Source organism: Rhizobium sp. SG741, from assembly GCF_012275435.1.
Taxonomy (GTDB): Bacteria; Pseudomonadota; Alphaproteobacteria; order Rhizobiales; family Rhizobiaceae; genus Rhizobium; species Rhizobium lusitanum.
This window is the reverse complement of record NZ_JAAZQP010000014.1, coordinates 1-21326: the sequence shown is the minus strand read 5'-3', so window position 1 is coordinate 21326 and position 21326 is coordinate 1. Positions and strand designations below refer to the sequence as shown.

The following is a 21326-nucleotide window of genomic DNA, read 5'->3' as shown; positions in this document are numbered from 1 at the left end:
TCATGGCTGGATCGAGGTGAGCATTGGTCTCAATTCATCGGAGAATTTTCGAAGACATCGAAGCCAGGATCATGAGCGGCGCCTGGCCGCCCGGTCATCGCATCCCCTTTGAACACGAGCTGGTACAAGAGTATCAATGCTCTCGGATGACCGTGAACAAGGCGCTGTCGGCCTTGGCGGAGCGCGGCATGATCATACGCCGCCGCAAGGTCGGTTCCTTCGTCGCCGCGCGGCAGATCGACCGAACGGTGATGGATATTCAGGACATCTCAACGGAAGCCGAGTTGGCGGGGCATGACCACAGCTACAGGATCCTGATGCGAAAAATCGAGACGCTGGATGCTGTCACCGCAACACAGCTCGGCGAACCGACGGGAGCGGAAATCCTGCGGCTTCACTGCCTGCATGCGGTGGACGGCAAGCCGAATGCGCTGGAACGACGCATAATCATGCTCGCCATGGTGCCATCCGCCAGAACCGAAGGCTTTGCCTCGGTGCCTCCAGGCAAATGGCTGCTGAACATGGTACCCTGGTCGAAGGCGAGGCATGTCATCCGCGCCGTGTCGGCCGATGCCGCCACGGCACGCCTGCTTGAGACCGAGCGCGGCGAGGCCTGCCTTACACTCATCCGCCAGACATGGCAGAACAGCCGCACGGTCACCTATGTCGAGATCATTCATCCCGGCGACCGTTTCCAGTTTGCCGGCGACTTTCATCCGACTGAGAGAGGCGTCAGGGATCAACTGCCGCGGAGAAGCGCCTCTTGACCGAGAAACAGGCTATCAGGACAGTTCCGCTCAAGGGCTTGCAGGCCTTCGAAGCCGTCGGCCGTTGCGGCGGCGTGAGCGCCGCGGCCCTGGAGCTTAAGGTTTCCCCCGGCGCGATCAGCCAGCAGATCCGCAAGATCGAGAGCTTTCTTGGAGTGACCCTGCTGGAGCGCAACGGCCGTACCGTGGAGCTCACCCCATGGGGGCGGCTCTACCATCAGGAAATATCGAAGGGCTTCGAGCAATTCGCGCTTGCGGAGCAGATACTGGAACGGGCGCGCAATGAGAATGCCCTGGTTCTCAGCGCCCTGTCTTCCGTCGTCAACAAGTGGATCGGGCGCCGGATCTTCGACTGGCAGGCCCTTCATCCGGACGCCCATGTCAGGATCGTCGGCCGCGACAAGGAACCGCGCATGGGCTTCGACGACATCGATTTCCGCATCAGTTATGGATCGGATGTGCTGCAGCACGAACACTATACGGAGCTGTTCCGCGATTGGGTGGTCCCGGCCTGCTCACCGGCGCTGATCAAGGGCAAGGCGCCCTCCGCGGCGCGGCTTTTCGAATACCCACTCCTGCATGTCGAATGGGAGCGCCATTTCACGCCCTATCCGAGCTGGCGCGAATTCGCCGCGAAGACAGGGGCGGCACTCAAGGAGACCACCGCCGGTCTTTCCTTTACCCTATCGAGCAGCGCCATCGATGCGGCCGTCAACAAACGCGGCATCGTCCTCGCTCAGATGTCGATGATCGCAGACGAGCTTGAAGCGCAGACGCTCGTCATTCCCGTCGATATCCGCATCCCATTACGCGAAAGCTATTTTCTCGCCTGGGACAGGGCGGCGCTGCAGAAGCCCTTCGGCCCGGCATTTCGCGACTGGCTTGTTTCGATTTCGCGTCAACAGGCTCGCATATCCGCGCCGTCCACACCGGTGTAGATTTTTAGAAAAACTAAAACGAAAGACAGCGGCGCGATATTGATGAAAAAAATCGCAGGACGATAATCTGCGCAGACTTTAAGCTTGGCGATCAGGAGAACGGCATGGCGCGCACCGACAAGATGAAGCTGGGCACTTTTGTCTACACCTTCGGCTTCCATCCGGCCTCCTGGCTTCATCCGGCCAGTGACGTCCACGGCGCCAATGATTTCAGCCACCTCCTCGACGTCGCCAAACGATCCGAAGAAGCCAAATTCGATTTCATGTTCATGGCGGATTCGCCCGCCGCAGCCGTCGGCGATCCGGATGCGCTCGCGCGCATCCCGACCAAGATGAACCGTTTCGAGCCGGTGTCGCTCCTAGCCGCACTCTCCGTCACCACCAAAAATCTTGGCCTCGTCGCCACCCTCTCGACGAGCTATTACGAACCCTACAACGTCGCCCGCCTCTTCGCATCGGTGGATCATTTGAGCGGCGGCCGCGCCTGCTGGAACGTCGTGACCTCCGACCACGACGAGACGGGCTATAACTTCAACCGTGAGGGGCTGGATCCCCACGCGCTGCGCTATGAGCGGGGCAACGAATTCGTCGATGTGGTGTTCGGCCTGTGGGACAGTTTCGAGGAAGGCGCCTTGCTTCTCGACCGGGAAACAGGTGTCTATTACGACAAGACGAAGCATCACACGCTGAACCACAAGGGCAAGCATTTCCAGGTGCGAGGGCCGCTCAACATCGCCCGCACGCCGCAGGGCCGGCCTGTCATAGCACAAGCCGGCGGATCGGAACCCGGCATGGATATGGCGGCGCGCACCGCCGAGATCGTCTTCAGCCTTGCCTCAAACATCGACCGCAATCGCGACTTCTATGCCAATGTCAAACGCCGGATGCCCGCCTATGGCCGCGACCCGGAGGACCTCAAGATCATGCCCGGCGTGGTCATCAATGTCGGGGAAACGCAGGCTGAAGCCGAAGCCAAAGTCAATTATCTCATCGACAAAATGCATCCGGACGTCGGCCGGCTGATGCTGTCGGAATTCCTCGAGGCCGATCTGCGCGGCGTACCGTTGGATCAACCCTTCCCGATGGACCGGCTTCCGGCGGCACCGAAAGGCTCGCGCGCCCTGTTCGACGAGCTCGTCGATTTCGTCAAAAGCGGGCGCACGGTGGGCGAGCTTGTCCGCCATTATGCGGAAAAGCATACCGGCAACGGCATTACCGGCACACCGACGCAGATTGCCGACTTCATGGAGGAATGGTTCGAGACACGCGCCGCGGACGGCTTCATCCTGATGTTCCCGACCCTGCCCTCCAGCCTTGACGATTTCGTCAAGCTTGTCCTGCCGGAGCTGCGCCGCCGCGGGCTGTTCCGAGAAGAATACGAAGGCTCGACGCTACGTGAAAACCTGGGGCTGTCCATGCCGGCCAACCGGTTTGCGAAGAGCCCGTCAGCCTAGCGGCAGCCGGCTCCCGAGCAGCCCGATCGAAGCGACATCAGCATTGGCAAAGGCAAGACGCAGATAGCGCTCCTGTCCCACGCCGAAATAGCTTCCGGGTATGCTGACGATACCCACCCGCTTTGCCAGTCTCTCGGCCACCTCAGCCGAAGACTGGTCAGTGAAGGGGTGCCGTACGAAGGCGAAATAGGCGCCTATTGCGGCAATGTCCCAACCGGGCAGGTCGGACACCACGGCCTTCAGCGCCTCCGCCCGGCGCGCGATCTCCAGCCGGTTTCCCGCCCGCCAATCGGCAAGCACCGGCAAGGCGGCAGCCACGGCCACCTGGGCGGAGCGCGGGGCGCAGATCTGCATATTGTCCATGATCTTGGCGATCTCGCCCAAAAGCTTAGGCCCTGCCGTCACCGCCCCCAGCCTGTGGCCGGGAATGCAGAACGATTTCGAGAAACTGTAGAGCAGGACGAGCGTATCCTCCCAGCCCGGCTCCGACAGCAGCGCATGTGGCGGGCCATAATCGCCCGGAAGAAAGTCACGATAGGTCTCGTCAAGCACGAGCCAGGCGCCATATTTCCGGCAAAGCGCAAAAAGATCATGCAGCAATGACGGCGGATAGACGGCCCCGGTCGGATTGTTCGGCGTGACGACCGCAAGCGCCCGGGCACCGGCGGCAAGCGCCCGCTCGGCCGAGACAACATCCGGCAGGAAGCCACCGACCGCATCGCACTCGACAAGCACGCGCTCGATACCGAGCATGGACAAGGTCGTCTCATGATTGAAATAGAAGGGATTTGTGAGTGCGATCGCATCACCGGCACCGGCAAGGGCGATGGCGGCACACATGAAGGCCTGATTGCAGCCGGAGGTGATGTGGATATTGGCAGCCTGGATCGACGCGCCGTAGATGTCGCTCACATGCCGCGCATAGGCTTCGCGCAGCACCGTTTCTCCCTCGATCGGCCCATAGCCCGTCATGGCCTGCGATGCCGCCGCCTCGCCGAGGAGCCGCAGCATCTCGGGATGGGCGGGATAGCCGGGCACGGCCTGCGACAGATCGATCAGCGGACCGTGAGCGCCGGCATAGTCGCGCGCCCATGCAAAAACGGAGGGGATGGGTGGCGGCGAAAGCCGCGTCACGAAAGGATTGGGGATTGCGGATGGCATGTCGATGGGTTCCTTGGAGACCGATTGCTACACCGATATCGGTCACGATCTCAACCGATTTGTCGGAGCAAACCGTTCCTCAGCGAATTGCCGGCGATTGTTTTGCCAGATCGAAGATGTTGACGGCTTCGGCATCCGGCCCCTAAAGCTCGGCGACAAGAAGGCTTTCCGCTCGCACGGTCTGTCCGGTATCCGAAACCTAGCTTGGAGCGAATCGTGACCACCAAAATCCGTCTTCTATTGACGAACGATCCAGCGCTGCCGGCGCTGGCTGCCCTCATGGAAGAAATGCAGGCGCATTATCAGGTACCCTGTCCGTCGCGGGCCGAAATCATTGCCGGGCTCAAGGCAATGCCACAAGGTGCCGAGATCCTGATCGTGGAGGAGAACGACGCCACCCTGGGCTTCGCCGCCTTCTCCGGGATCTTTCCCGGACCTGGCCTGAAACCGGGCATCTTTCTGAAGGAACTGTTCGTAAGCGCCGCGCAACGCAGCCGCGGCTTGGGCCGAGACCTCATGCGCGCGCTCGCCGAGCTGGCACAAGAGCGGGGGCTTGCCCGGATCGACTGGACCGCCGACCCTGAAAACGCAAAGCTTCTCGATTTCTACGACGGGCTCGGCGGCACGCGCAAACCCGATAAGCTGTTCTATCGCCTTGATGGAAAGGCGCTCGAAGAACTGACGATCTGACCGCCAGCCTGTTGCAACGCTGCTCCCTGTCTCAGTCGCGCATGCTCTCGGCTTGCCCCATCAGCCATGCCTCGAACGTCCGCATCGAAGCGCCGGGGGAGATGTCTTCCGGCTTCGCGAACCAGTATCCGTATTCGCTTCGATAGCCGAAGCCATTGGGGTTGATCAGTCGACCTGTCTCCAACTCATCGAGAATGAGGCCGCGCGGTATCAACGCCATCCCCTGTCCGGCAAGGGCCGCGCGGATCACCATGGTGTAATAGCCGAACCGCGTGATGTGATGGACGGCGATATCGGGCTTTCCGTGGCTTTCGGCGAAATGCTGCCAATGCAGCGGCGTCTGCGGATGTTCCAGCATGACACCCTCGGCCAGTTCGTCGATCGTGCCCGGAATGCCATTCTTCTGCCAATAGGATGGCGCGCTGACGATCAGAACCTCGTGCCCGAACAGATATTGCGCAGTCTCTCCCTTGTTCGGTGCAATGAGAAAACGGAATATGCCGTCCGCCGTCTCCGATTGCGTGGGTAACACGAAGGTCGTGAACTGCACGTCTATTTCCGGATGTTGTTCAGCGAATTGAACGAAACGCGGCAGCAGCCAACGATCGCCGAAAATCGGAAGAACCTGCAGGCGCAGCACACCAGGGCCGGGCTTCAGACGCGCAACGCGCAACGCCGCATCTTCCATCGCCTTCAGCGCGGTGCGCGCGTGTTCGATGTAAATCAGACCGATCTCCGTGGGGATCATGCCGCGCGGCGTTCGAGTGAAGACCGGACTGCCGATCAGGTCCTCCAATGCGAGCAACTGCTTGCTGACGGCGCTCTGGGACAGGGATGTGCTCTCTGCGGCAGCACTCGTCGATCCCCTCTCCGCCACGGCAAGCAGAACCTGCAGGGCAGTCATCGAAGGCAAGTGCTGTCGGCCCGATACCATGAGTTCTCCGCAGGAGCGCCGATCATGGCTACATCTCCTCGGCCCATTTCAATAATCCACTGACGAAATTCGAGCTAGTCGGTTTTGTCATAGCGTAGTGAAATAACTTCGCTTGCCGATTAAATCAGCACGTAGGAGCATTGCCAAAAGTTTAAACAAACAGGGGACATCAATGTCTGAGCCCACGCAGCTATGGGGCGGGCGCTTCAAGTCCGGACCGTCCGAGGCCTTGGCCAATCTGTCACGCGCGCCGCTGTCCTATTTCCGCCTTTTCCGGGAGGATATCGCGGGCTCCCGCGCGCATGCTTCCGAACTGAAGCGCGCCGGCGTTCTCGACGAAAGCGAATTCGCAGCGATCCGAGCTGCCCTTGACGACATCGAAACGGATGTCGCCGGCGGTCATCAGCAACCGATCGCGGGCGACGAGGATGTCCATACCTTCCTGGAGCGCCTGCTGATGGCACGCCTCGGCGCGCTCGGCGGGAAGCTTCGCGCCGGACGGTCCCGCAACGACCAGACAGCCAACAACACGCGCCTCTATCTGCGCCGCATGGCGCGCGAGCTCTCGCGGGAGATCATCTCGGTCCAGGAAGCATTGACTGAGCAGGCTTCGCACCATGCCGAGACTGTCATGCCGGGCTTCACCCATCTGCAGCCGGCCCAGCCGATCGTCCTCGGTCACCACCTGATGGCGCACGCCCAGTCCTTGTTGCGCGACCTGCAGCGCTTCGAAGATTGGGACCGTCGCTTCGACCGCTCGCCGCTCGGCGCGGCGGCACTTGCCGGCTCCGGCATCGCCTGCCGTCCCGACCTGTCCGCCATTGAGCTCGGCTATTCGGCCGCCTGCGAAAACTCGATCGACGCCGTCGCCGCCCGCGACCATGTCGCCGAGTTTCTGTTTATCTGCTCGCTGGTCGCGGTCGACCTGTCGCGGCTGGCAGAGGAAATCTGCATCTGGAGCTCCAAGCAGTTCAGCTGGGTGCGGCTGCACGATTCCTATTCCACCGGCTCCTCCATCATGCCGCAGAAGAAGAACCCCGATATCGCCGAATTGACGCGCGGCATGTCCGGCACTCTCATCGGCAACATCACGGGCTTCCTCGCCACCATGAAGGCCATGCCGCTCGCCTATAATCGCGACCTGGCCGAAGACAAGCGCGCGCTGTTCGAAACGATCGACGTTCTCGAATTGATCCTGCCAGCCTTTGCCGGCATGGTGGCAACACTGGAATTCGATGTCCACAAGCTACGTGAGGAGGCTCCCAAGGGCTTCACGCTCGCAACCGAGGTCGCCGACTGGCTGGTCGGCCAGAACGTGCCATTCGCCGAGGCGCATGAGATAACCGGCGCGGTCGTTCGCTATTGCGAGGAACGCGGCCACGATCTTGCCGGGCTCACCGAAGACGACCTGCCGAAGATCGATCCGCGGCTGAACAAGGATATGCTTGCCGCCATCACGCTCGACAAGGCGCTTGCCAGCCGCACCGGCTATGGTTCCACCGCGCCGGTGCGCGTGCGCGAACAGATTGCCCGCTTCGAAACGGCAATCGATGCCTGCCGCGCCTTTGCCGGCGCGCCGACGAAAGCAGCCCGTGCCACCCATGGAGAGAACGACCCTCAGGAGCTTCGAAGCCGATGACAGTTGCAAGCGCCAGCCCTTCGCCCACCGATGACAAATACGAGATCGCCCATCTGCGCCTGGTGCCGAAGCGGCATATCGGCCGCATGGTCGCCGCTGCCATCGTCCTCGTCCTGCTCGCGGGGCTGGTGCGCGCTTTCAGCGTCGGCCAGATAGAATGGAGCTACGTTCGCGAGTTTCTGTTCGCGCCAGCCATTCTCGACGGTCTCACTAATACGCTGCTGATGACCGTAGCCGCCATGGCTGTTGGCATCGTGCTCGGCGTCCTCATCGCCATCATGCGCATTTCCGGCAATCCGGTGCTCTCCTACATCGCCATCGGCTATGTCTGGATCTTCCGTGGCGCGCCGGCGCTGCTGCAGCTGATGCTGTGGTTCAACCTGGCGCTGATCTTTCCGACCATGGGCATCCACGGCCTTATCGAATTCCGAACCGTTGACGTGATGACGCCCTTCGTCGCCGCCATGCTTGGCCTCGGCATTTCCCAGGGCGCCTACACCTCCGAGGTCGTCCGAAGCGGGCTGCTCTCAGTCGATAGCGGCCAATACGAGGCCGCCCGGACCATCGGCATGACGCAGATGAAGATGCTGCGCCGCATCGTGCTGCCGCAGGCCATGCGCGTGATGGTCCCGCCGATCGGCAATGAAGTGATCGGCATGGTGAAGCTGACATCGCTTGCAAGCGTCATCCAGTATTCCGAAATCCTCCACAACGCCCAGATCATCTACTTTGCCAATACCCGCGTTCTCGAGCTGCTGCTCGTTGCCAGCTTCTGGTATCTCGCCGTTGTCTCCGTCCTGTCGGTTGGCCAGCACTATATCGAGCGTTATTTCGGGCGCGGCTCGAAATCGATCAAAACGTCCATGTGAGGTCGACCATGAAACAGGATATTCTCGTCAAGGCCGTCGACGTCACGAAGAACTACGGCGACTTCTGCGCCCTCGACAAAGTCAGCATGGAGGTCGTGCGCGGCGAGGTCAGCTGTATCATCGGCCCCTCCGGCTCTGGCAAGAGCACGTTTCTGAGATGCATCAACCTTTTGGAGCGGATGGATGGCGGCGCCATCTGGGTCAATGACGAGCTGATCGGCTATCGCCGCGAAGGCAACAATCTGCACCAGATCAGCGATGCGGAAATCTCCCGTCAGCGCCGCCGCATCGGCATGGTCTTCCAGCGCTTCAACCTCTTTCCGCACAAGACCGCGATCGAGAACATCATCGAGGGACCGGTGCATGTCCTCGGACAGTCCGTGGAGCAGGCCCGCGAACGAGCCTCCATCCTTCTGGAACGCGTCGGTCTTGCCGAGAAGGCGAACCATTATCCGTCCGAACTATCAGGCGGCCAGCAGCAGCGCGTCGCCATCGCCCGCGCCATGGGCATGCAGCCGGATCTCATTCTCTTCGACGAGCCCACATCGGCGCTCGATCCGGAACTCGTCTCCGAAGTGCTCGACGTCATGAAGGATCTTGCAGCGTCCGGAATGACCATGATCGTCGTCACCCACGAATTGGGCTTTGCCCGCAATGTGGCCAATACCGTCACCTTCATGGAAGCGGGAAAAGTGGTCGAAACAGGCTTGGCATCGGAGGTTCTCAGCACTCCGAAAAGCGCCAGAACGGCGGAGTTCATCAAAGCCGTTCACAGTTGAGAAGAGGAAGCTGGCGGAACAGGAAGCCCTCCGGCTTTGCACCAGAGTCAAAATGGGGAACAACATGAACAGGCATCTCGTCATGCTCGCAGCTCTTTGCGTTGCTGCAACCGCAGCCAACGCTGAAGGCCTGCCGGAAAGAATCAAGTCCGCCGGCAAGGTCGTCGTCGCCAACCAGGCGAACTATCCGCCGATGGAATACAAGGATCCGGCCACCAACAAACTCATGGGCCTCGACATCGATCTTGGCCTCGCGCTCGCCAAACAACTCGGCACCACGGTGGAATGGTCCGATATCGGCTTCGAACAGATGGTCTCTTCCCTGACGACCGGCCGCGTCGACCTCATCCATAGCGGCATGAGCGACCTGCCCACCCGTCGCGACACGCTCGATTTCGTCGACTATATGAAATCCGGCGCGCAGTTCTACACATCCTTTGCCCGCAAGGACGAGTTCAAGAAGCCGACCGACTTCTGCGGCAAGATCGTCGGCATGAGCCGCCGCACCTCCTTCCCGGATGAGACGGCGAAGTGGAGTGCGGCCAACTGCGAAGCCAAGGGACTGCCGGCCGTCAAGGTTGTCGGTACGGAAGGCTCGGCGGACGCCCGTGCCCAGCTGAAGCAAGGTCGCGTCGATGGCGCGGTGCAGGGTTCCGAAACGCTTCCCTATCTGCTGAGCCTCGAGAAGGACACCTATACCGTTGTCGGCGAGCCCTTTACGGCCGTCTATCAGGGCATCGGCTTTGCCAAGAAGGATACCGAGCTCCGCGATGCCTATGCCGCCGCGCTGAAGGCGCTGATGGCCAGCGGCGAGTACAAGACGATCTTCGCCAAATACGGCCTCGAAGGTGCGATGCTGGACGGCATCTACGTCAACGCTCAAGCCGTAAAGTAACGCCTGGCGTCCGCGGCTCCGGCGTGAAAGCGCCGGGGCCGCAAACCAATGACCCGGTGAAGGCAGCTTCATTCGGGTCCATCATTCCCAAATACGAGAGAGCAGACAATCATGTCCCGCGTTCTTGGCGACGCCCCGATCGACAGACTGGCATCCTTTATTTCGGCACTCCGGTTTGAGGCCCTTCCCGCCGATGTCGTCGAAAAGACCAAAATCCATATTGCCGATACATTTGCCGCCGCTCTCGCCGGCGGCCGCTCGAACGAATTCCGGATCGCGAGGCGTCTTGGCCGAACGCAGGGAAACGCGCGGCTCTGGGGTACCACTGAGCGTGTATCCGCCCGCGACGCCGCGCTGATCAACGGTGTTGCGGCACATGCCTTTGAGCTTGATGATGCCGGGGGATGTGATCACTCCGGTGCCGTCGTCATGCCCGCCGTCATGGCCGCCATTGCTGAAGAATCGCGCGTCGTAACGGGCAAGGAACTGATCGCGGCTGTGGTCGCCGGCTACGATGTCGGTCGGCGGATTCTGGAAGCAGCCGGCGGATATGACAGCCACAACAGCCTCGGCTGGCACTCGACCGGCACCTGCGGCACGCTTGCTGCGGCGGCAGCCGTCGCCAATATCTGCGGCCTCGATGCCTCTACCACGCGCGATGCGATCACCCTTGCGACCAGCTTTTCGTCCGGTCTGTGGGCTTTCATCCACGACGGTTCGCAGGCCAAGAAAATTCATGCCGGCCGTGCAGCCGAAGGCGGCCTGCTTGCCGCGCAGCTGGCCACGGAGGGCTTTGCCGGACCATCCAAGGTCTTCGATGACGTCTGGGGCGGCTTTTTCCGCTCCTTCAACAAATCGGCCTGCGAGGCGGAGAAGCTCAGCGACGCGCTCGGTGAAAGCTGGAAAGTAAAACGCGCTGTTTTAAAACCCTACGCCTCCTGCCGCGGTGCCCACTCTGCCGTGGATGCACTGGACGACCTCCTGCGGGAAACGGGCCGCCGGGCCAGCGAGATAACGACGATCGAGCTGCGATTAAGTCCCATGTTGATGGGCATGTGCGGTGCCAAGGAGACCGGCGCGATGGCGCCGACCCAGATGAGCCTGCCCTATGCCCTTGCCGCGCGCTGCGTTTTCGGCACGGCAGGGCTCCAAGCCTATTCGGCGGAGCGGCGCTCCGACGCCCGTCTCCGCAGCATCATGGATCGCATGCGCCTCACCGTGGATGATGGCATGCTGCCGCTCGACGAGCCGGTGGTGACACTGATCTTCACGGATGGTTCCAGCGCTTCGCGGATGGTGCCGCGGGCCACCGGCTCTGCCGAAAGGCCGATGCAGCCTGCCGCGGTCGCCGCCAAGTTTCGCGAGCTCACGGCCATGGCCATGGAGCCGGAACAGGCCGATCGGCTTTGGGCCGCGATCGCCGACCTTGAAAACCTGGATGACTGCCGCAGGCTCGAAACCCTGCTGGCGGGCAACGCGGACAACCGCCCCGTCTTTTGCTGAGGATACAGCCGTGACCTATGACCTGACCCCGCGCCCGCTCAACCCTGCTGACAAGGCCCCGGCGATGACCTGGCCGAACGGTGCCCGAAGCGCCCTGTTCATCGGCTTTGACGTCGATGCGGAAACCGCATGGATCGGCAACAATCCGTCCAATATCGACCGCATGGTCACCACCTCCCACGGCGGCTATGATGCACGCGTCGGGATAGGCAAGATTCTTGAGCTGATGGAGGAACTGTCCCTGAAGGCGACCTTCTTCACGCCGGGATGGACGGCGCTCGCCCATGCCGAGGTCTGCGAGGGCATTCTGAAAGCCGGACACGAGATCGGACATCACGGCTATCTGCACAAGATGCCGGATCGCGAAAAACTGGACGAGACGTTCGAGGAGATCGATCGCGGCTTCGAGGCGCTGGAAAAGATTTTCGGTATCCGCCCTGTCGGCTACCGCGCCCCTTCGGGCGAGAACTTCCCGGAACTGCTGGCCTATCTTGCCAAATCCGGCATCCGCTATTCGAGCTCGTTCCGCGACGACATCCTGCCCTATCGGCATCGGTCCGCAGGCGATCGGCCGGGCCTGGTCGAGATCCCCGTCAATTTCGCCTTTGACGATTGGAACTTCGGCATGTCGAGCCGCACCAGTCCGCGGCCACTTTTCGGGCGGGACACGGTGCTCCCGCTCTGGATCGAGGAATTCGAGGCAACCCATGCATGGGGCGGGGTGACGACGCTTGTCCTGCATCCGCAGGTCTCCGGCCGGCCGATGCGCTGGCACATATTGCGCGACTTCCTGCGCCACGTGCAGTCGAAGGACGACGTCTGGATCGCGACCGGAGCGCAGATCACGGATCATTTTGAAACGCTGGAAAAAGAGCGCAAAGCTTCTTCAGTTTGAGACGAGGGGTGATACGACATGGCATTCGACCACGAAAAACTGCAGCAGCTGCGTGAAAAATTTGGCGAGGGGCATGGTGGCAACATCCATGATCCGGAATTCCAAGCCGTGGCCGACAAAATCTTTTCGGCAAGCGGTACTCGCGCTGCGCCCTTTAGCGGCATTCCGACCCTCCTCGATGCCACCTACCGGCCGATTGACGCCGAAAATCCAGACTTCGGCGATCTCGACATTGCCTTGATCGGGGTTCCGATGGATCTCGGTGTCACCAATCGCCCCGGTTCTCGTTTCGGGCCGCGGGCGCTGCGCGCCATCGAGCGTGTCGGACCCTACAATCACGTGCTGAAATGCGCGCCCCTCTTCGAAACGAAGGTCGCCGACATCGGTGATGTCCCATTCCGCAGCCGCTATCGCCTCGAGCTCAGCCATGAGGATATCGAACGTCGCTTCGGGCAGATCGTTGCTGCCGGCGTCATCCCGCTGGCGGTCGGCGGCGATCATTCGATCACGCACCCGATCCTCAAGGCCGTCGGCAAGGAGCGCCCTGTCGGCCTGATCCATATCGACGCGCATTGCGATACGGGCGGTGCCTATGACCTCACCAAGTTCCATCACGGCGGACCGTTCAGGAATGCGGTGCTGGATGGAGTTCTCGATCCCACGCGCACCATTCAGATCGGTATCCGTGGCGCGGCGGAGTATCTCTGGGAGTTCTCCTACGAATCCGGAATGACCGTCATCCATGCCGAAGACATTAGCCGGATGGGCATCGATGCCATCATCGAAAAAGCGCGCGCGGTCGTAGGAGACGGCCCGACCTATCTTTCCTTCGATGTCGACAGTCTCGATCCCGCTTTCGCACCCGGCACAGGGACGCCGGAAATCGGCGGCCTGACCAGCCGCGAAGTGCTTGCAATCCTCCACGGACTGAAGGGCATCGATTTCGTCGGCGGCGATGTGGTGGAGGTCGCGCCGCAATATGACGCGACAACGAATACCGCTCATGTTGCGGCACAGATGCTCTTCGAAATCCTCAGCCTGATCCGCTTCAGCCCGTCCCTGAAGCCCTAGCGCATCCCGTCGGTCGCGCGCGCCCAGCGCGGCCGATCACCACAGGATGAGGGCCTGAACCTCACCCGCCGGAAATGAAAGGATTTTCTCCAATGACGCTGGACATGAAGGCGGGCGTATCCGGAGAGCAGATACGGCCTGACAGGCTTGCGGAAGCGCTTGAACGTCTGAAGGAGACGGTCGGGCCTTCCGGCTGGAGCACCCATCCCGGCCTTCTCGAACCGCATGTCGTCGATTGGACGGGCGTGATGCGCGGCAGTTCGCCCCTGCTGCTGAAGCCGGCACGGACGGAGGAAGTCGCAACTATCGTCTCGATCTGCCGGGAATATGGGCTGAAGATCGTGCCGCAAGGCGGAAATACATCCCTGGTTGGCGGCGCGGTGCCGAGCGGAAAGGGTGTCGAGATCCTGGTCAATCTCGCCCGCATGAACAAGGTGCGGGCTGTCGACACCGTCAACGATACAATGACTGTCGATGCGGGATGCCTTCTCGCCTCGATCCAGGCGGAGGCAGAGAAAAACGAACGTCTCTTCCCGCTGCGTCTTGCCTCCGAAGGCAATTGCCAGATCGGCGGCAACCTCGCCTCCAATGCGGGCGGCAGCAATGTCCTGCGCTACGGAAACACAAGGGATCTGGTTCTCGGGCTTGAAGTGGTTCTCGCGGATGGCCGCATCTGGAACGGCATGCGCGGCCTTCGCAAGGACAACATGGGCTATGATCTCAAGCAACTGTTCATCGGCAGCGAAGGCACCCTCGGTATCATTACGGGAGCCGTGCTGAAACTCTTTGCAAGGCCCGCCTCCGTGGCGACGGCGGTGTGCGCCGTGCCATCCGTCAAGGCAGCGCTGGATTTGCTTGCGCTTTGCAAGCAGCGAACCGGCGGGCAGGTCACTGCTTTCGAGCTCATGCCGGGGAGCGGCCTCGAACTTGTCCTCAAGCATTTCCCAGCCTGCCGGTTCCCCTTGGAAAGGCTTTGCGAATGGCAGGTGCTGATCGAATTTTCCTCGAGCGACGAAACCGCCTCGCACCAGGAAAGGATGACGGCCGTGCTTGCCGAGGCTTATGAGGCCGGCTTGGTCAGCGACGCCGTCGTTTCCGCTTCTCTCAGCCAAAGCAGAAGTTTCTGGGCGCTGCGCGAAGGATTGGCCGAAGCCGACATGATGGAGGGACCGACGATCCAGGGCGATATCGCTGTTCCGATCTCGTCGATACCGGATTTCCTCGAGATCTGCTCTGCGGCGATTTCCGAGGCCGTCAAGGGAGCCCGCATCATTGCTTTCGGCCACCTCGGAGACGGAAACATCCACTTCGGCATCATCCAGCCCGATGACGTTTTGCCCGAGGATTTCCTGGCCAGATCGGATGAGATCCACGGCATCATCAACCACAGCGCCCTGCGCTTCGGCGGAACCGTTTCAGCCGAACACGGGCTCGGTACGCTCAAGGCAGGTGCGGTGCTCAAATATCGCGGCGAGGTCGAGCAGGACCTCATGCTTGCGATCAAGCACAGTCTCGATCCCTCAGGCATGATGAACCCTGGCAAGGTGCTGGGAGCGGACCGTCGTCAGCTGCAGGAATAACGTCCACTCTGGTTGCTCGGCGCAACCAGAGTCTCGCCATGTATTCGACGAATACCGCCATCCATTGCCGCAGCGCCTCCTTCGGCGGAAGACTTTCAGCCAACTCAATTGCGGCTTTGGTGAGCTGTTCGGTCTCGTTGCGGTAGACATCACCGATCGAGGCATCGCGGGACGGGAACTGGCGATAGAGCGTGCCGATGCCGACGCCCGCGAGGCTGATCAACCCGGTGCGCGAAGGCGTGCGATCTCCTACGCGCTCGATTGCGAGCATACGAAAGCGCTCCGGGCAAAAAGCGAGGAAATGGTCCACGAAGGTTTTGCGGTTCAATACGCTTAACAGGAGTGAGCGCGTCGCAGCCTTAATCTGCGACTGACAAAATGCTCGTCGCCTCGCCGCGGACTTCGCCTTCCATCTCGAAGGCGAAGTCCGCGAGCATCAGGTTCGAGATGTCGATCAAGGCCTGCATCTCTGTCACCTCGCAACGGCGCCTTCGCACCGGTCGCGCGACCTACCCCTCGAAGCGACTCGAGGCGTCACGATCGCGGTCGTATCGTCTCGTGAGCGGAAACGGCGGCAACCAGGATTCGCGACGGACGGTCCAGAGTTCGTAGGTTGGTTTCAGCTGGTCAGGGGCATCCAGGGATCCCAGGTTCACTTCGATTTCGTCCGCGGTGCGGGCGAAAACGGGCGAGCCGCAGCGGGGACAGAAAAAACGCCCGGCGTAGTCGCGTGTTTCGCCTTCGATCGTCACCGCATCCTGAGGAAATATCGCGGAAGCGTGAAAAAGGGCGCCGTGATGCTTGCGGCAGTCGAGACAGTGGCAGACGCCGACCCGGTATGGGCGTCCCGACGCCACAATTCGAACGTCGCCACACAGGCAACCGCCGGTGAATCGGTCCATGCTGTGCCTCCTCTAAAAACAAGCAGGCAGAATGTTTACGACGAACAGCACGGTCATCGCAATTACTGCAGCGCCCATCGCCGCCATTCCCGCTATCGATCCGGACAAGTCTTTGCTCGGCGAACCCGATGCGGCACCGGCCAATCTGCCAAACGCAGGCAATAACAACGAAGGGAACGAATTGATGATCAACAGATGGAAAAAATCGGGTTTGCCGCAATCCTTCCCGGAACCCGCTCGGCCACTTCTTCCTGGAAGACACGGTCAAAAGCCGAGGTTTCACTGTCCGATCTCTGCTCCGCCGTCCGGAGGAGCATTGTTCTTTCGAAACAGCGACGCCAAGATCGTTTGCCAGCGCCTCATCTCAACGATGCGATCAAGGGACTTCACAAAGAGCTTCCCGAACACTAGAACGACATTGGTCCAAAGTTGACCAGCTGACCGATGAAAGAATTCGCCGGCATTGTTTCCTAAACGTGTCGGCCAGGAAATATCCAACTCGCCGTACCAAGAGGTCGGTCGATGGCGACAGGCACGAATGACCGCCGCCAGAGAGCAAGGTAGAATCCATGCGTACACCAAGACGGCCAGGCAGTCCGCTCGAAGCGGCTGAGGCGCTCTTCAAGCCAGTCAAAAAGGCGCCTGCTCCCGCGGTCGAACGGGGGCCGCTTCCGAATATCAAAGAACTCGTCTCCCTGAAACTCGACAGCGAAGTCCTGGCTTATTTCCAGGCAGACGGCGCTGGCTGGCAGGACCGGATCAACGACACCCTGCGCGCCGCCATGAAGATGAAAGACTAGGCCGCACGGCGCTCAGCAGGCTAGTGCGGCGCAAGACACTGGGGTCACAGCTGCGACAGATCGCCGACATCGGCATCGCCAGCTGCGGCGGGTCGGCGGGCGGTCTATCGGTTAACTTGGCGAGGACGTCTAGCGCATCGGGTCGCTCTCTCCTCCACTCCCCCAGGGAAGGCCTTTCTGGGAAAGGCGGCATACATGGCTATCAGCCTTCGAACGCATGTCGAGTGGGGCAGGCAAGCGGACTCAACAGGGCCTTCGACCTGGCGAGATTGACGGAACACTATCGCGAGATGAAATCGGCAGTGGCCGGCACAGTGCCCCCATCGGTGATGGCTGACCCAAACAAGCAACCGATCGTTGCCCGACATTTCCCGCAGACGACACCTACAGCGCTGGACGCCGGGCACCCGCCTCAATTCGGTTTACCCGACGAAGTTGCCCGGTCATGATGATCCTGCGCTTACCCATCCGAGGCCACGACCCTCGTCCGGTTCAAAGCTCTCGCCTTGAGGAAACTTGAACCATCGGCCCATACAGTCGAATATCGTTTTGGACCGCATGCGACCTGCGAAACGCCGATCGGTAATGACGCATATTCACGACGAATATGGTCAATTGCGCACCGACAGCTGACATTTCTTGAGTTGGTCGCTCCGCAGAGATACTATGCACCAACCAGATATACGAACACCGGTCGCGCATTTTTGGGAAACACTCGACTTTTTTGTGGTAAGTGCGCCCGAGAGTAATAGCGATGGAGACATTTCGCACCCATGATTGAACTAACACCGTCCCAGATCGCAGGGTTGAAACTTGCCCAGCAAGGAGACCTTTATCCGCAGTCTGCGAAGAAGTGGACGCACCAGAACGCAACCGTGACATATGCAAAGACCGATCGTTGGAAAGAACGACCGCAGAAAATCAAATTCATAAGCGCCAAAACATTGGAAGAGTTGAGGGAGCCCGGCTTTCTTGAGCGTCTCCACTTTAACGACGATGCCGAAAAGGACGTGTACGCCATAACCATGGCCGGCAAGATATGGCTTCTGAAGAACAAGTAGAGCCAGGGCCCCATAGGCCGAGCATGATTGTCGCCGTGCCCGTCGACTGCACCCATATCCTGCCGAGATAGACCCGGCACCACCGAACGAGCGAAGCTGATGATATCGTGTCGATGACAGCTCGTTCAGGTGGTTTGGAGGCAATGTGAAATCGAAATCGTGAACGAGTGTTCGCAAGAGCAGACGTTCACCGTGGACTCCATCGATAGTCTTCAACCCTATTTTACACTTTTGAAGATGACGATGTCACCGGAAGAAATGTGACGTTTGTTAAGGCGACTCCGCCCATTGTGCTCGCGCTCCCTCGCATGCGCTGTCCATGAGCAATATTTCGTCACAGGATTCAATATTGAAAAGCCGCAGTTCAAACGTAGAGGCTTCACACCGGCATCGATTTTGATGCCGGTGCATATTTTAACCCTGCTGGAAAGATCATAATGATGGCTGATTCGAGATTCTTTGAAAAACGCGGGCCTTTCGATCTGGCGACGGTAGCATCGTGCGCGCGCGGCTCGGCGATTTCAAAAGATCTCGTGCTGACCGGTGTGGCCACTCTTCAGACAGCTGGTCCCTCCGACATCAGCTTCCTGGACAACCGCCGTTATCTGGCTTTCCTTGGCAAATCTCTGGCAGGCGCGATTATCGTGCATCCGGATTTGCAATCCGATCTGCCGCCTTCTGCCGCGGCTATTGTGACTATTGAGCCTTACGCTGCGTGGGCGCGTGTTTGCGCACTCTTTCATCCTGAATCGCTTGTATCCCCAGGGGTTCATCCATCCGCCATCATCGAGGAAGGCGCTTCAATAGATCCCTCCTGTGAGGTGGGACCGAATGTCGTCATCAGCAGCGGCGTCGTCATCGGCGCCGGCTGCGTGATCGGCGCCGGATCTGTGATTGGTCGAGCCGTCGTCATCGGACGAGATTGCAAGATTGGGGCTCAAACTACCGTGAGCCATGCAATCATAGGCTCTCGTGTCGAGCTTTTTCCCGGCGTCAGAATAGGCCAGGAAGGCTTCGGCTTTGCTGCGACAGCAGAGGGTTTTCTGGGCGTGGCCCAGCTCGGGCTCGTGGTCATCGAAGATGATGTCAAGGTCGGTGCAAACACCACCATCGATCGCGGATCAGCGCGAGACACGGTCATAGGGGCGGGTACTCGCATAGATAATCTCGTTCAAATTGGTCATAACGTTGTTCTCGGCCGCCAATGCGTCGTCGTTGCGCAGGTGGGTATCGCTGGCTCCACCACCGTGGGCGATTTCGCGAAAATCGGGGGACAAGCGGCAATTGCCGGTCACCTGAACATCGGCCGCGCCGTGCAGATCGGCGCACAGGCGGGTGTAATTTCCGACGTCGAGGAGGGAGCGGTCCTGCTTGGAAGCCCCGCTCAGCCAAAACGGGATTTCTTGCGCCAAGTAATCACATTAAGAAATATCGAGCGCCAGGCCGGGCTCGGCGTTCAGCCTGATGGTCGGACCGGCCAGGGAAACCGCGCGGTATAACCGGGCGAAGGTCTTTCAGAGGAAAGTCTTGCCGCCGTCGATATTTAGCACCTGGCCGATAATGTGGGGCCTCGGCCCCGAGCAAAACGCGATAACGTCCTTTTGGCCATACACAATCTACCTCATTCCCTTACCAGATGTTGTCCTCATCATCCTGGGCCTCGGGAGGCTGAGGCATGATGAAACAACCAAGAATGATGGTCGCCATGAAGGCAAGAAACAGAAGCACGCGGTCCCCTCCGATCTCATCGGAATGCAGCAGGCCTTGAAAGGTCAAGCACGCTTTATCGTCGCTTGGCTCATTGCCTTTAGGTGCTGGAGACCTCGATACAGCAGTTCGATTATCGAGATTCCTGGAGGCAGGAACCCGGCCGGAACGTTACCGTGTGTTACGGATTATAGATTCTTGCAAACGAAGGATTGTGTTGGTCGCGGACTGCAAAGCGAGTTCTCCGGCACAGTGTAAACGGCCAGCTCACTTCATCTCGCAATAGCAAGAAGCGTCGCCGATAGGATGCGCCGCGGTCGAACTGTTCAACACAGGTTGAGCAATTCTCCTCTCTGATGTATCCAAAAGGGGGTTTTGAGGGGAGAAAAGTATGAAAAAATATATCTCGATACTGGCATGCGCCATACTAGCATCGTGTCATTCACTTAGACCTACCCCCGAAGCGCCTCCCTCCATCGTACGTCCATTGACGCCGGAGGAAACCAGCGCCGTTCAAAACGGATTTCAAAAATCACTCTCGTTGAAGCAAGTGGCGGTTAACAGCGGGAAAGCCCGCACATCGTCTGGCGGAGCGACATATGCCTGCGGCACAGCGAACCTTGGCAAAGACAGCCCGAATGCCCCATACATCGGCACGCTCGTGCAAAGTCAGTTTGGTGGCCAGAACGTCACCATCTTCAACCTGATGGCCTATGGGCAGACGGATGAGTTGGCGGCGCAAGTGCGTGATCGCTGCAAAGCCAATGGCATTGATACTTAAGAACGCCGGCCAGCAATGATGGCCTTGTCTTGAGCGGCTGTCCCAATTTCCACGTTGAGTTTCGGCCTTCACACAATCGGCCTGCCCTTTGTAAGCCATGGGCGACCTCTCGCGCTCGACTCTCGCTGTGGATTCGAAGATGATCATCGGGAACTTGGGGGGATGGCACCTTGAAGCTTGTGACGCTGACGGCGGTTCTGCTGACCTCGATGGCAGGTTCATCACTTGCATCCGGCACCATTTACTATGGCTCCCGTGCCGGGATGGAAGTCACCATCGTCAGCATGTCGGGTCTGGATACTTCTCATGCCGAAATCCGGACGAAGCATACGCGCGCAAATGCAATCGCCTTCTGTCGTGAGTACGTTCAGAAAGTTACTCCGGACTGCATCAGGCAAGAGCTGTCGATGCCGTTGAGCGATGTAATCGAGGCCGATTGTAAGACCGGGATTTTCACAGATTTCGCTGGCGACCGATATCAATTCCGCGGTCGCAACCCTGCCCCCGACAGCATGGCGAAGTATCGGCTGGTGAACCTGCAGACCAATGACGATGCGGACGGCTCATCTGCCTCTGGCTACCCGACAAATATGGGGATCTTCCGCGCTCTGTGCCCAAGGACCGCCCCGGCCGACTATTGAAGCGCAGGCGTGACGATCCTGCGGGTGACGTTGCTTCCGGCGTCACGAGCCCTCTTGCCAAGTTAACAGCCCACGGCAAGCCGGGCACAATCACCTGCAAGATTGCCGGCAATTCCAGCAATGCAAAGCAATCATCGACTGCCCGATGCCCATCGTGAAAATACCTAGAGCAGATCTTGTTCATTCCGGGTCATATCCAGCGGCCCTGAAGTAGTTTGCGCATTCCGCCGGAGTGAAGCGGGGTAGCAGAGCGCCGACT

At 60.0% G+C, this 21326-nt stretch carries 22 protein-coding genes and 1 pseudogene; 18 read left to right on the top strand and 5 right to left on the bottom strand.

From position 1 onward, the window contains the following. Window positions 1-23 precede the first annotated feature (23 nt). The 3 genes from hutC (at window position 24) to FHT29_RS28110 (ending at window position 3159) form a co-directional block, all read left to right on the top strand. Complete coding sequence (gene hutC, locus FHT29_RS28120) at window positions 24-767, top strand: histidine utilization repressor (RefSeq protein ID WP_037196996.1); 744 nt, start codon at window positions 24-26, stop codon at window positions 765-767. Next, window positions 764-1705 carry a LysR family transcriptional regulator gene (locus FHT29_RS28115; RefSeq protein WP_037196997.1) on the top strand — a complete coding sequence of 314 codons (942 nt, stop codon included), beginning with the start codon at window positions 764-766 and terminating at the stop codon, window positions 1703-1705. Before hutC ends, FHT29_RS28115 begins: the two co-directional genes overlap by 4 nt. Window positions 1706-1809: 104 nt before the next feature. Further along, window positions 1810-3159, top strand: a complete 1350-nt coding sequence (locus tag FHT29_RS28110; RefSeq protein ID WP_047552557.1) for an LLM class flavin-dependent oxidoreductase — start codon at window positions 1810-1812, stop codon at window positions 3157-3159. Here the strand turns inward: FHT29_RS28110 and FHT29_RS28105 are convergent. Beyond that, entirely contained in the window at window positions 3151-4320 is a 1170-nt protein-coding gene (locus FHT29_RS28105) for an aminotransferase (protein ID WP_047639084.1), read from the bottom strand. The genes FHT29_RS28110 and FHT29_RS28105 overlap by 9 nt on opposite strands. Window positions 4321-4533: 213 nt before the next feature. Here FHT29_RS28105 and FHT29_RS28100 point away from each other — a divergent pair, with 213 nt between their 5' ends. Next, a complete protein-coding gene (locus tag FHT29_RS28100) occupies window positions 4534-5010 on the top strand; it encodes a GNAT family N-acetyltransferase (RefSeq protein ID WP_168600704.1) in 477 nt (158 codons plus the stop codon). A 31-nt stretch (window positions 5011-5041) separates the two neighbouring features. Here FHT29_RS28100 and FHT29_RS28095 read toward each other — a convergent pair whose 3' ends face one another. Further along, window positions 5042-5944: a LysR substrate-binding domain-containing protein gene (locus tag FHT29_RS28095; protein WP_168600630.1), complete on the bottom strand. Its 903-nt coding sequence runs from the start codon at window positions 5942-5944 to the stop codon at window positions 5042-5044. 172 nt (window positions 5945-6116) lie between these two features. Between FHT29_RS28095 and argH the strand changes: the two genes are divergently transcribed. The 8 genes from argH (at window position 6117) to FHT29_RS28055 (ending at window position 15175) form a co-directional block, all read left to right on the top strand. After that, on the top strand, window positions 6117-7583 hold the full coding sequence (gene argH, locus FHT29_RS28090; protein ID WP_168600629.1) for an argininosuccinate lyase: 1467 nt from the start codon (window positions 6117-6119) through the stop codon (window positions 7581-7583). Further along, window positions 7580-8452: an amino acid ABC transporter permease gene (locus FHT29_RS28085; RefSeq protein WP_168598002.1), complete on the top strand. Its 873-nt coding sequence runs from the start codon at window positions 7580-7582 to the stop codon at window positions 8450-8452. The genes argH and FHT29_RS28085 overlap by 4 nt, the downstream gene beginning before the upstream one ends. Before the next feature lie 8 nt (window positions 8453-8460). Then, on the top strand, window positions 8461-9231 hold the full coding sequence (locus tag FHT29_RS28080; protein WP_047639087.1) for an amino acid ABC transporter ATP-binding protein: 771 nt from the start codon (window positions 8461-8463) through the stop codon (window positions 9229-9231). Between the two features lie 64 nt (window positions 9232-9295). Next, window positions 9296-10126, top strand: coding sequence for an ABC transporter substrate-binding protein (locus FHT29_RS28075; protein WP_037197116.1), 831 nt, complete (start codon window positions 9296-9298; stop codon window positions 10124-10126). 111 nt (window positions 10127-10237) lie between these two features. Beyond that, window positions 10238-11629: an MmgE/PrpD family protein gene (locus FHT29_RS28070; protein ID WP_168600628.1), complete on the top strand. Its 1392-nt coding sequence runs from the start codon at window positions 10238-10240 to the stop codon at window positions 11627-11629. A 10-nt stretch (window positions 11630-11639) separates the two neighbouring features. Next, window positions 11640-12524, top strand: a complete 885-nt coding sequence (locus FHT29_RS28065; protein WP_168600627.1) for a polysaccharide deacetylase — start codon at window positions 11640-11642, stop codon at window positions 12522-12524. Window positions 12525-12542: 18 nt separating this feature from the next. Next, window positions 12543-13595, top strand: coding sequence for an agmatinase (gene speB / locus FHT29_RS28060; protein ID WP_168600626.1), 1053 nt, complete (start codon window positions 12543-12545; stop codon window positions 13593-13595). Between the two features lie 92 nt (window positions 13596-13687). After that, entirely contained in the window at window positions 13688-15175 is a 1488-nt protein-coding gene (locus FHT29_RS28055; RefSeq protein WP_246703159.1) for an FAD-binding oxidoreductase, read from the top strand. Between the two features lie 37 nt (window positions 15176-15212). Here the strand turns inward: FHT29_RS28055 and FHT29_RS34740 are convergent. Both FHT29_RS34740 and FHT29_RS28050 read right to left on the bottom strand, forming a co-directional pair. Beyond that, window positions 15213-15389, bottom strand: a pseudogene (locus FHT29_RS34740) (TetR family transcriptional regulator); the annotation flags it as partial. A 295-nt stretch (window positions 15390-15684) separates the two neighbouring features. Further along, complete coding sequence (locus tag FHT29_RS28050) at window positions 15685-16077, bottom strand: GFA family protein (RefSeq protein ID WP_168600625.1); 393 nt, start codon at window positions 16075-16077, stop codon at window positions 15685-15687. A 31-nt stretch (window positions 16078-16108) separates the two neighbouring features. Here FHT29_RS28050 and FHT29_RS28045 point away from each other — a divergent pair, with 31 nt between their 5' ends. The 4 genes from FHT29_RS28045 to lpxD all read left to right on the top strand — a co-directional run bounded on the left by FHT29_RS28045 (window position 16109) and on the right by lpxD (window position 19437). Further along, window positions 16109-16510 (top strand): hypothetical protein, encoded by a 402-nt coding sequence (locus FHT29_RS28045; RefSeq protein WP_168600624.1) that lies wholly within the window; start codon window positions 16109-16111, stop codon window positions 16508-16510. 136 nt (window positions 16511-16646) lie between these two features. After that, window positions 16647-16877, top strand: a complete 231-nt coding sequence (locus FHT29_RS28040) for a BrnA antitoxin family protein (protein WP_037197011.1) — start codon at window positions 16647-16649, stop codon at window positions 16875-16877. A gap of 773 nt (window positions 16878-17650) precedes the next feature. Further along, window positions 17651-17938 (top strand): hypothetical protein, encoded by a 288-nt coding sequence (locus FHT29_RS28035; protein WP_037197012.1) that lies wholly within the window; start codon window positions 17651-17653, stop codon window positions 17936-17938. 437 nt (window positions 17939-18375) lie between these two features. Beyond that, complete coding sequence (lpxD, locus tag FHT29_RS28030) at window positions 18376-19437, top strand: UDP-3-O-(3-hydroxymyristoyl)glucosamine N-acyltransferase (protein ID WP_168600623.1); 1062 nt, start codon at window positions 18376-18378, stop codon at window positions 19435-19437. Between the two features lie 130 nt (window positions 19438-19567). Here lpxD and FHT29_RS28025 read toward each other — a convergent pair whose 3' ends face one another. After that, entirely contained in the window at window positions 19568-19714 is a 147-nt protein-coding gene (locus FHT29_RS28025) for a hypothetical protein (protein WP_156143640.1), read from the bottom strand. A 322-nt stretch (window positions 19715-20036) separates the two neighbouring features. Between FHT29_RS28025 and FHT29_RS28020 the strand changes: the two genes are divergently transcribed. Together FHT29_RS28020 and FHT29_RS28015 are read left to right on the top strand one after the other, a co-directional pair. Continuing rightward, window positions 20037-20426 (top strand): hypothetical protein, encoded by a 390-nt coding sequence (locus FHT29_RS28020; RefSeq protein WP_168600622.1) that lies wholly within the window; start codon window positions 20037-20039, stop codon window positions 20424-20426. A 179-nt stretch (window positions 20427-20605) separates the two neighbouring features. Beyond that, window positions 20606-21067, top strand: coding sequence for a hypothetical protein (locus tag FHT29_RS28015; RefSeq protein WP_348644908.1), 462 nt, complete (start codon window positions 20606-20608; stop codon window positions 21065-21067). Window positions 21068-21326 lie beyond the last annotated feature (259 nt).

Coding starts and splice junctions, on each gene's coding strand:
- FHT29_RS28110 (WP_047552557.1), top strand. CDS start 1,810: ATGGCGCGCACCGACAAGATGAAGCTGGGCACTTTTGTCTACACCTTC.
- FHT29_RS28080 (WP_047639087.1), top strand. CDS start 8,461: ATGAAACAGGATATTCTCGTCAAGGCCGTCGACGTCACGAAGAACTAC.
- FHT29_RS28045 (WP_168600624.1), top strand. CDS start 16,109: ATGTTTACGACGAACAGCACGGTCATCGCAATTACTGCAGCGCCCATC.
- argH (WP_168600629.1), top strand. CDS start 6,117: ATGTCTGAGCCCACGCAGCTATGGGGCGGGCGCTTCAAGTCCGGACCG.
- FHT29_RS28070 (WP_168600628.1), top strand. CDS start 10,238: ATGTCCCGCGTTCTTGGCGACGCCCCGATCGACAGACTGGCATCCTTT.
- FHT29_RS28035 (WP_037197012.1), top strand. CDS start 17,651: ATGATTGAACTAACACCGTCCCAGATCGCAGGGTTGAAACTTGCCCAG.
- lpxD (WP_168600623.1), top strand. CDS start 18,376: ATGATGGCTGATTCGAGATTCTTTGAAAAACGCGGGCCTTTCGATCTG.
- FHT29_RS28020 (WP_168600622.1), top strand. CDS start 20,037: ATGAAAAAATATATCTCGATACTGGCATGCGCCATACTAGCATCGTGT.
- FHT29_RS28075 (WP_037197116.1), top strand. CDS start 9,296: ATGAACAGGCATCTCGTCATGCTCGCAGCTCTTTGCGTTGCTGCAACC.
- FHT29_RS28050 (WP_168600625.1), bottom strand. CDS start 16,077: ATGGACCGATTCACCGGCGGTTGCCTGTGTGGCGACGTTCGAATTGTG.
- FHT29_RS28095 (WP_168600630.1), bottom strand. CDS start 5,944: ATGGTATCGGGCCGACAGCACTTGCCTTCGATGACTGCCCTGCAGGTT.
- FHT29_RS28040 (WP_037197011.1), top strand. CDS start 16,647: ATGCGTACACCAAGACGGCCAGGCAGTCCGCTCGAAGCGGCTGAGGCG.
- FHT29_RS28085 (WP_168598002.1), top strand. CDS start 7,580: ATGACAGTTGCAAGCGCCAGCCCTTCGCCCACCGATGACAAATACGAG.
- FHT29_RS28055 (WP_246703159.1), top strand. CDS start 13,688: ATGACGCTGGACATGAAGGCGGGCGTATCCGGAGAGCAGATACGGCCT.
- FHT29_RS28105 (WP_047639084.1), bottom strand. CDS start 4,320: ATGCCATCCGCAATCCCCAATCCTTTCGTGACGCGGCTTTCGCCGCCA.
- speB (WP_168600626.1), top strand. CDS start 12,543: ATGGCATTCGACCACGAAAAACTGCAGCAGCTGCGTGAAAAATTTGGC.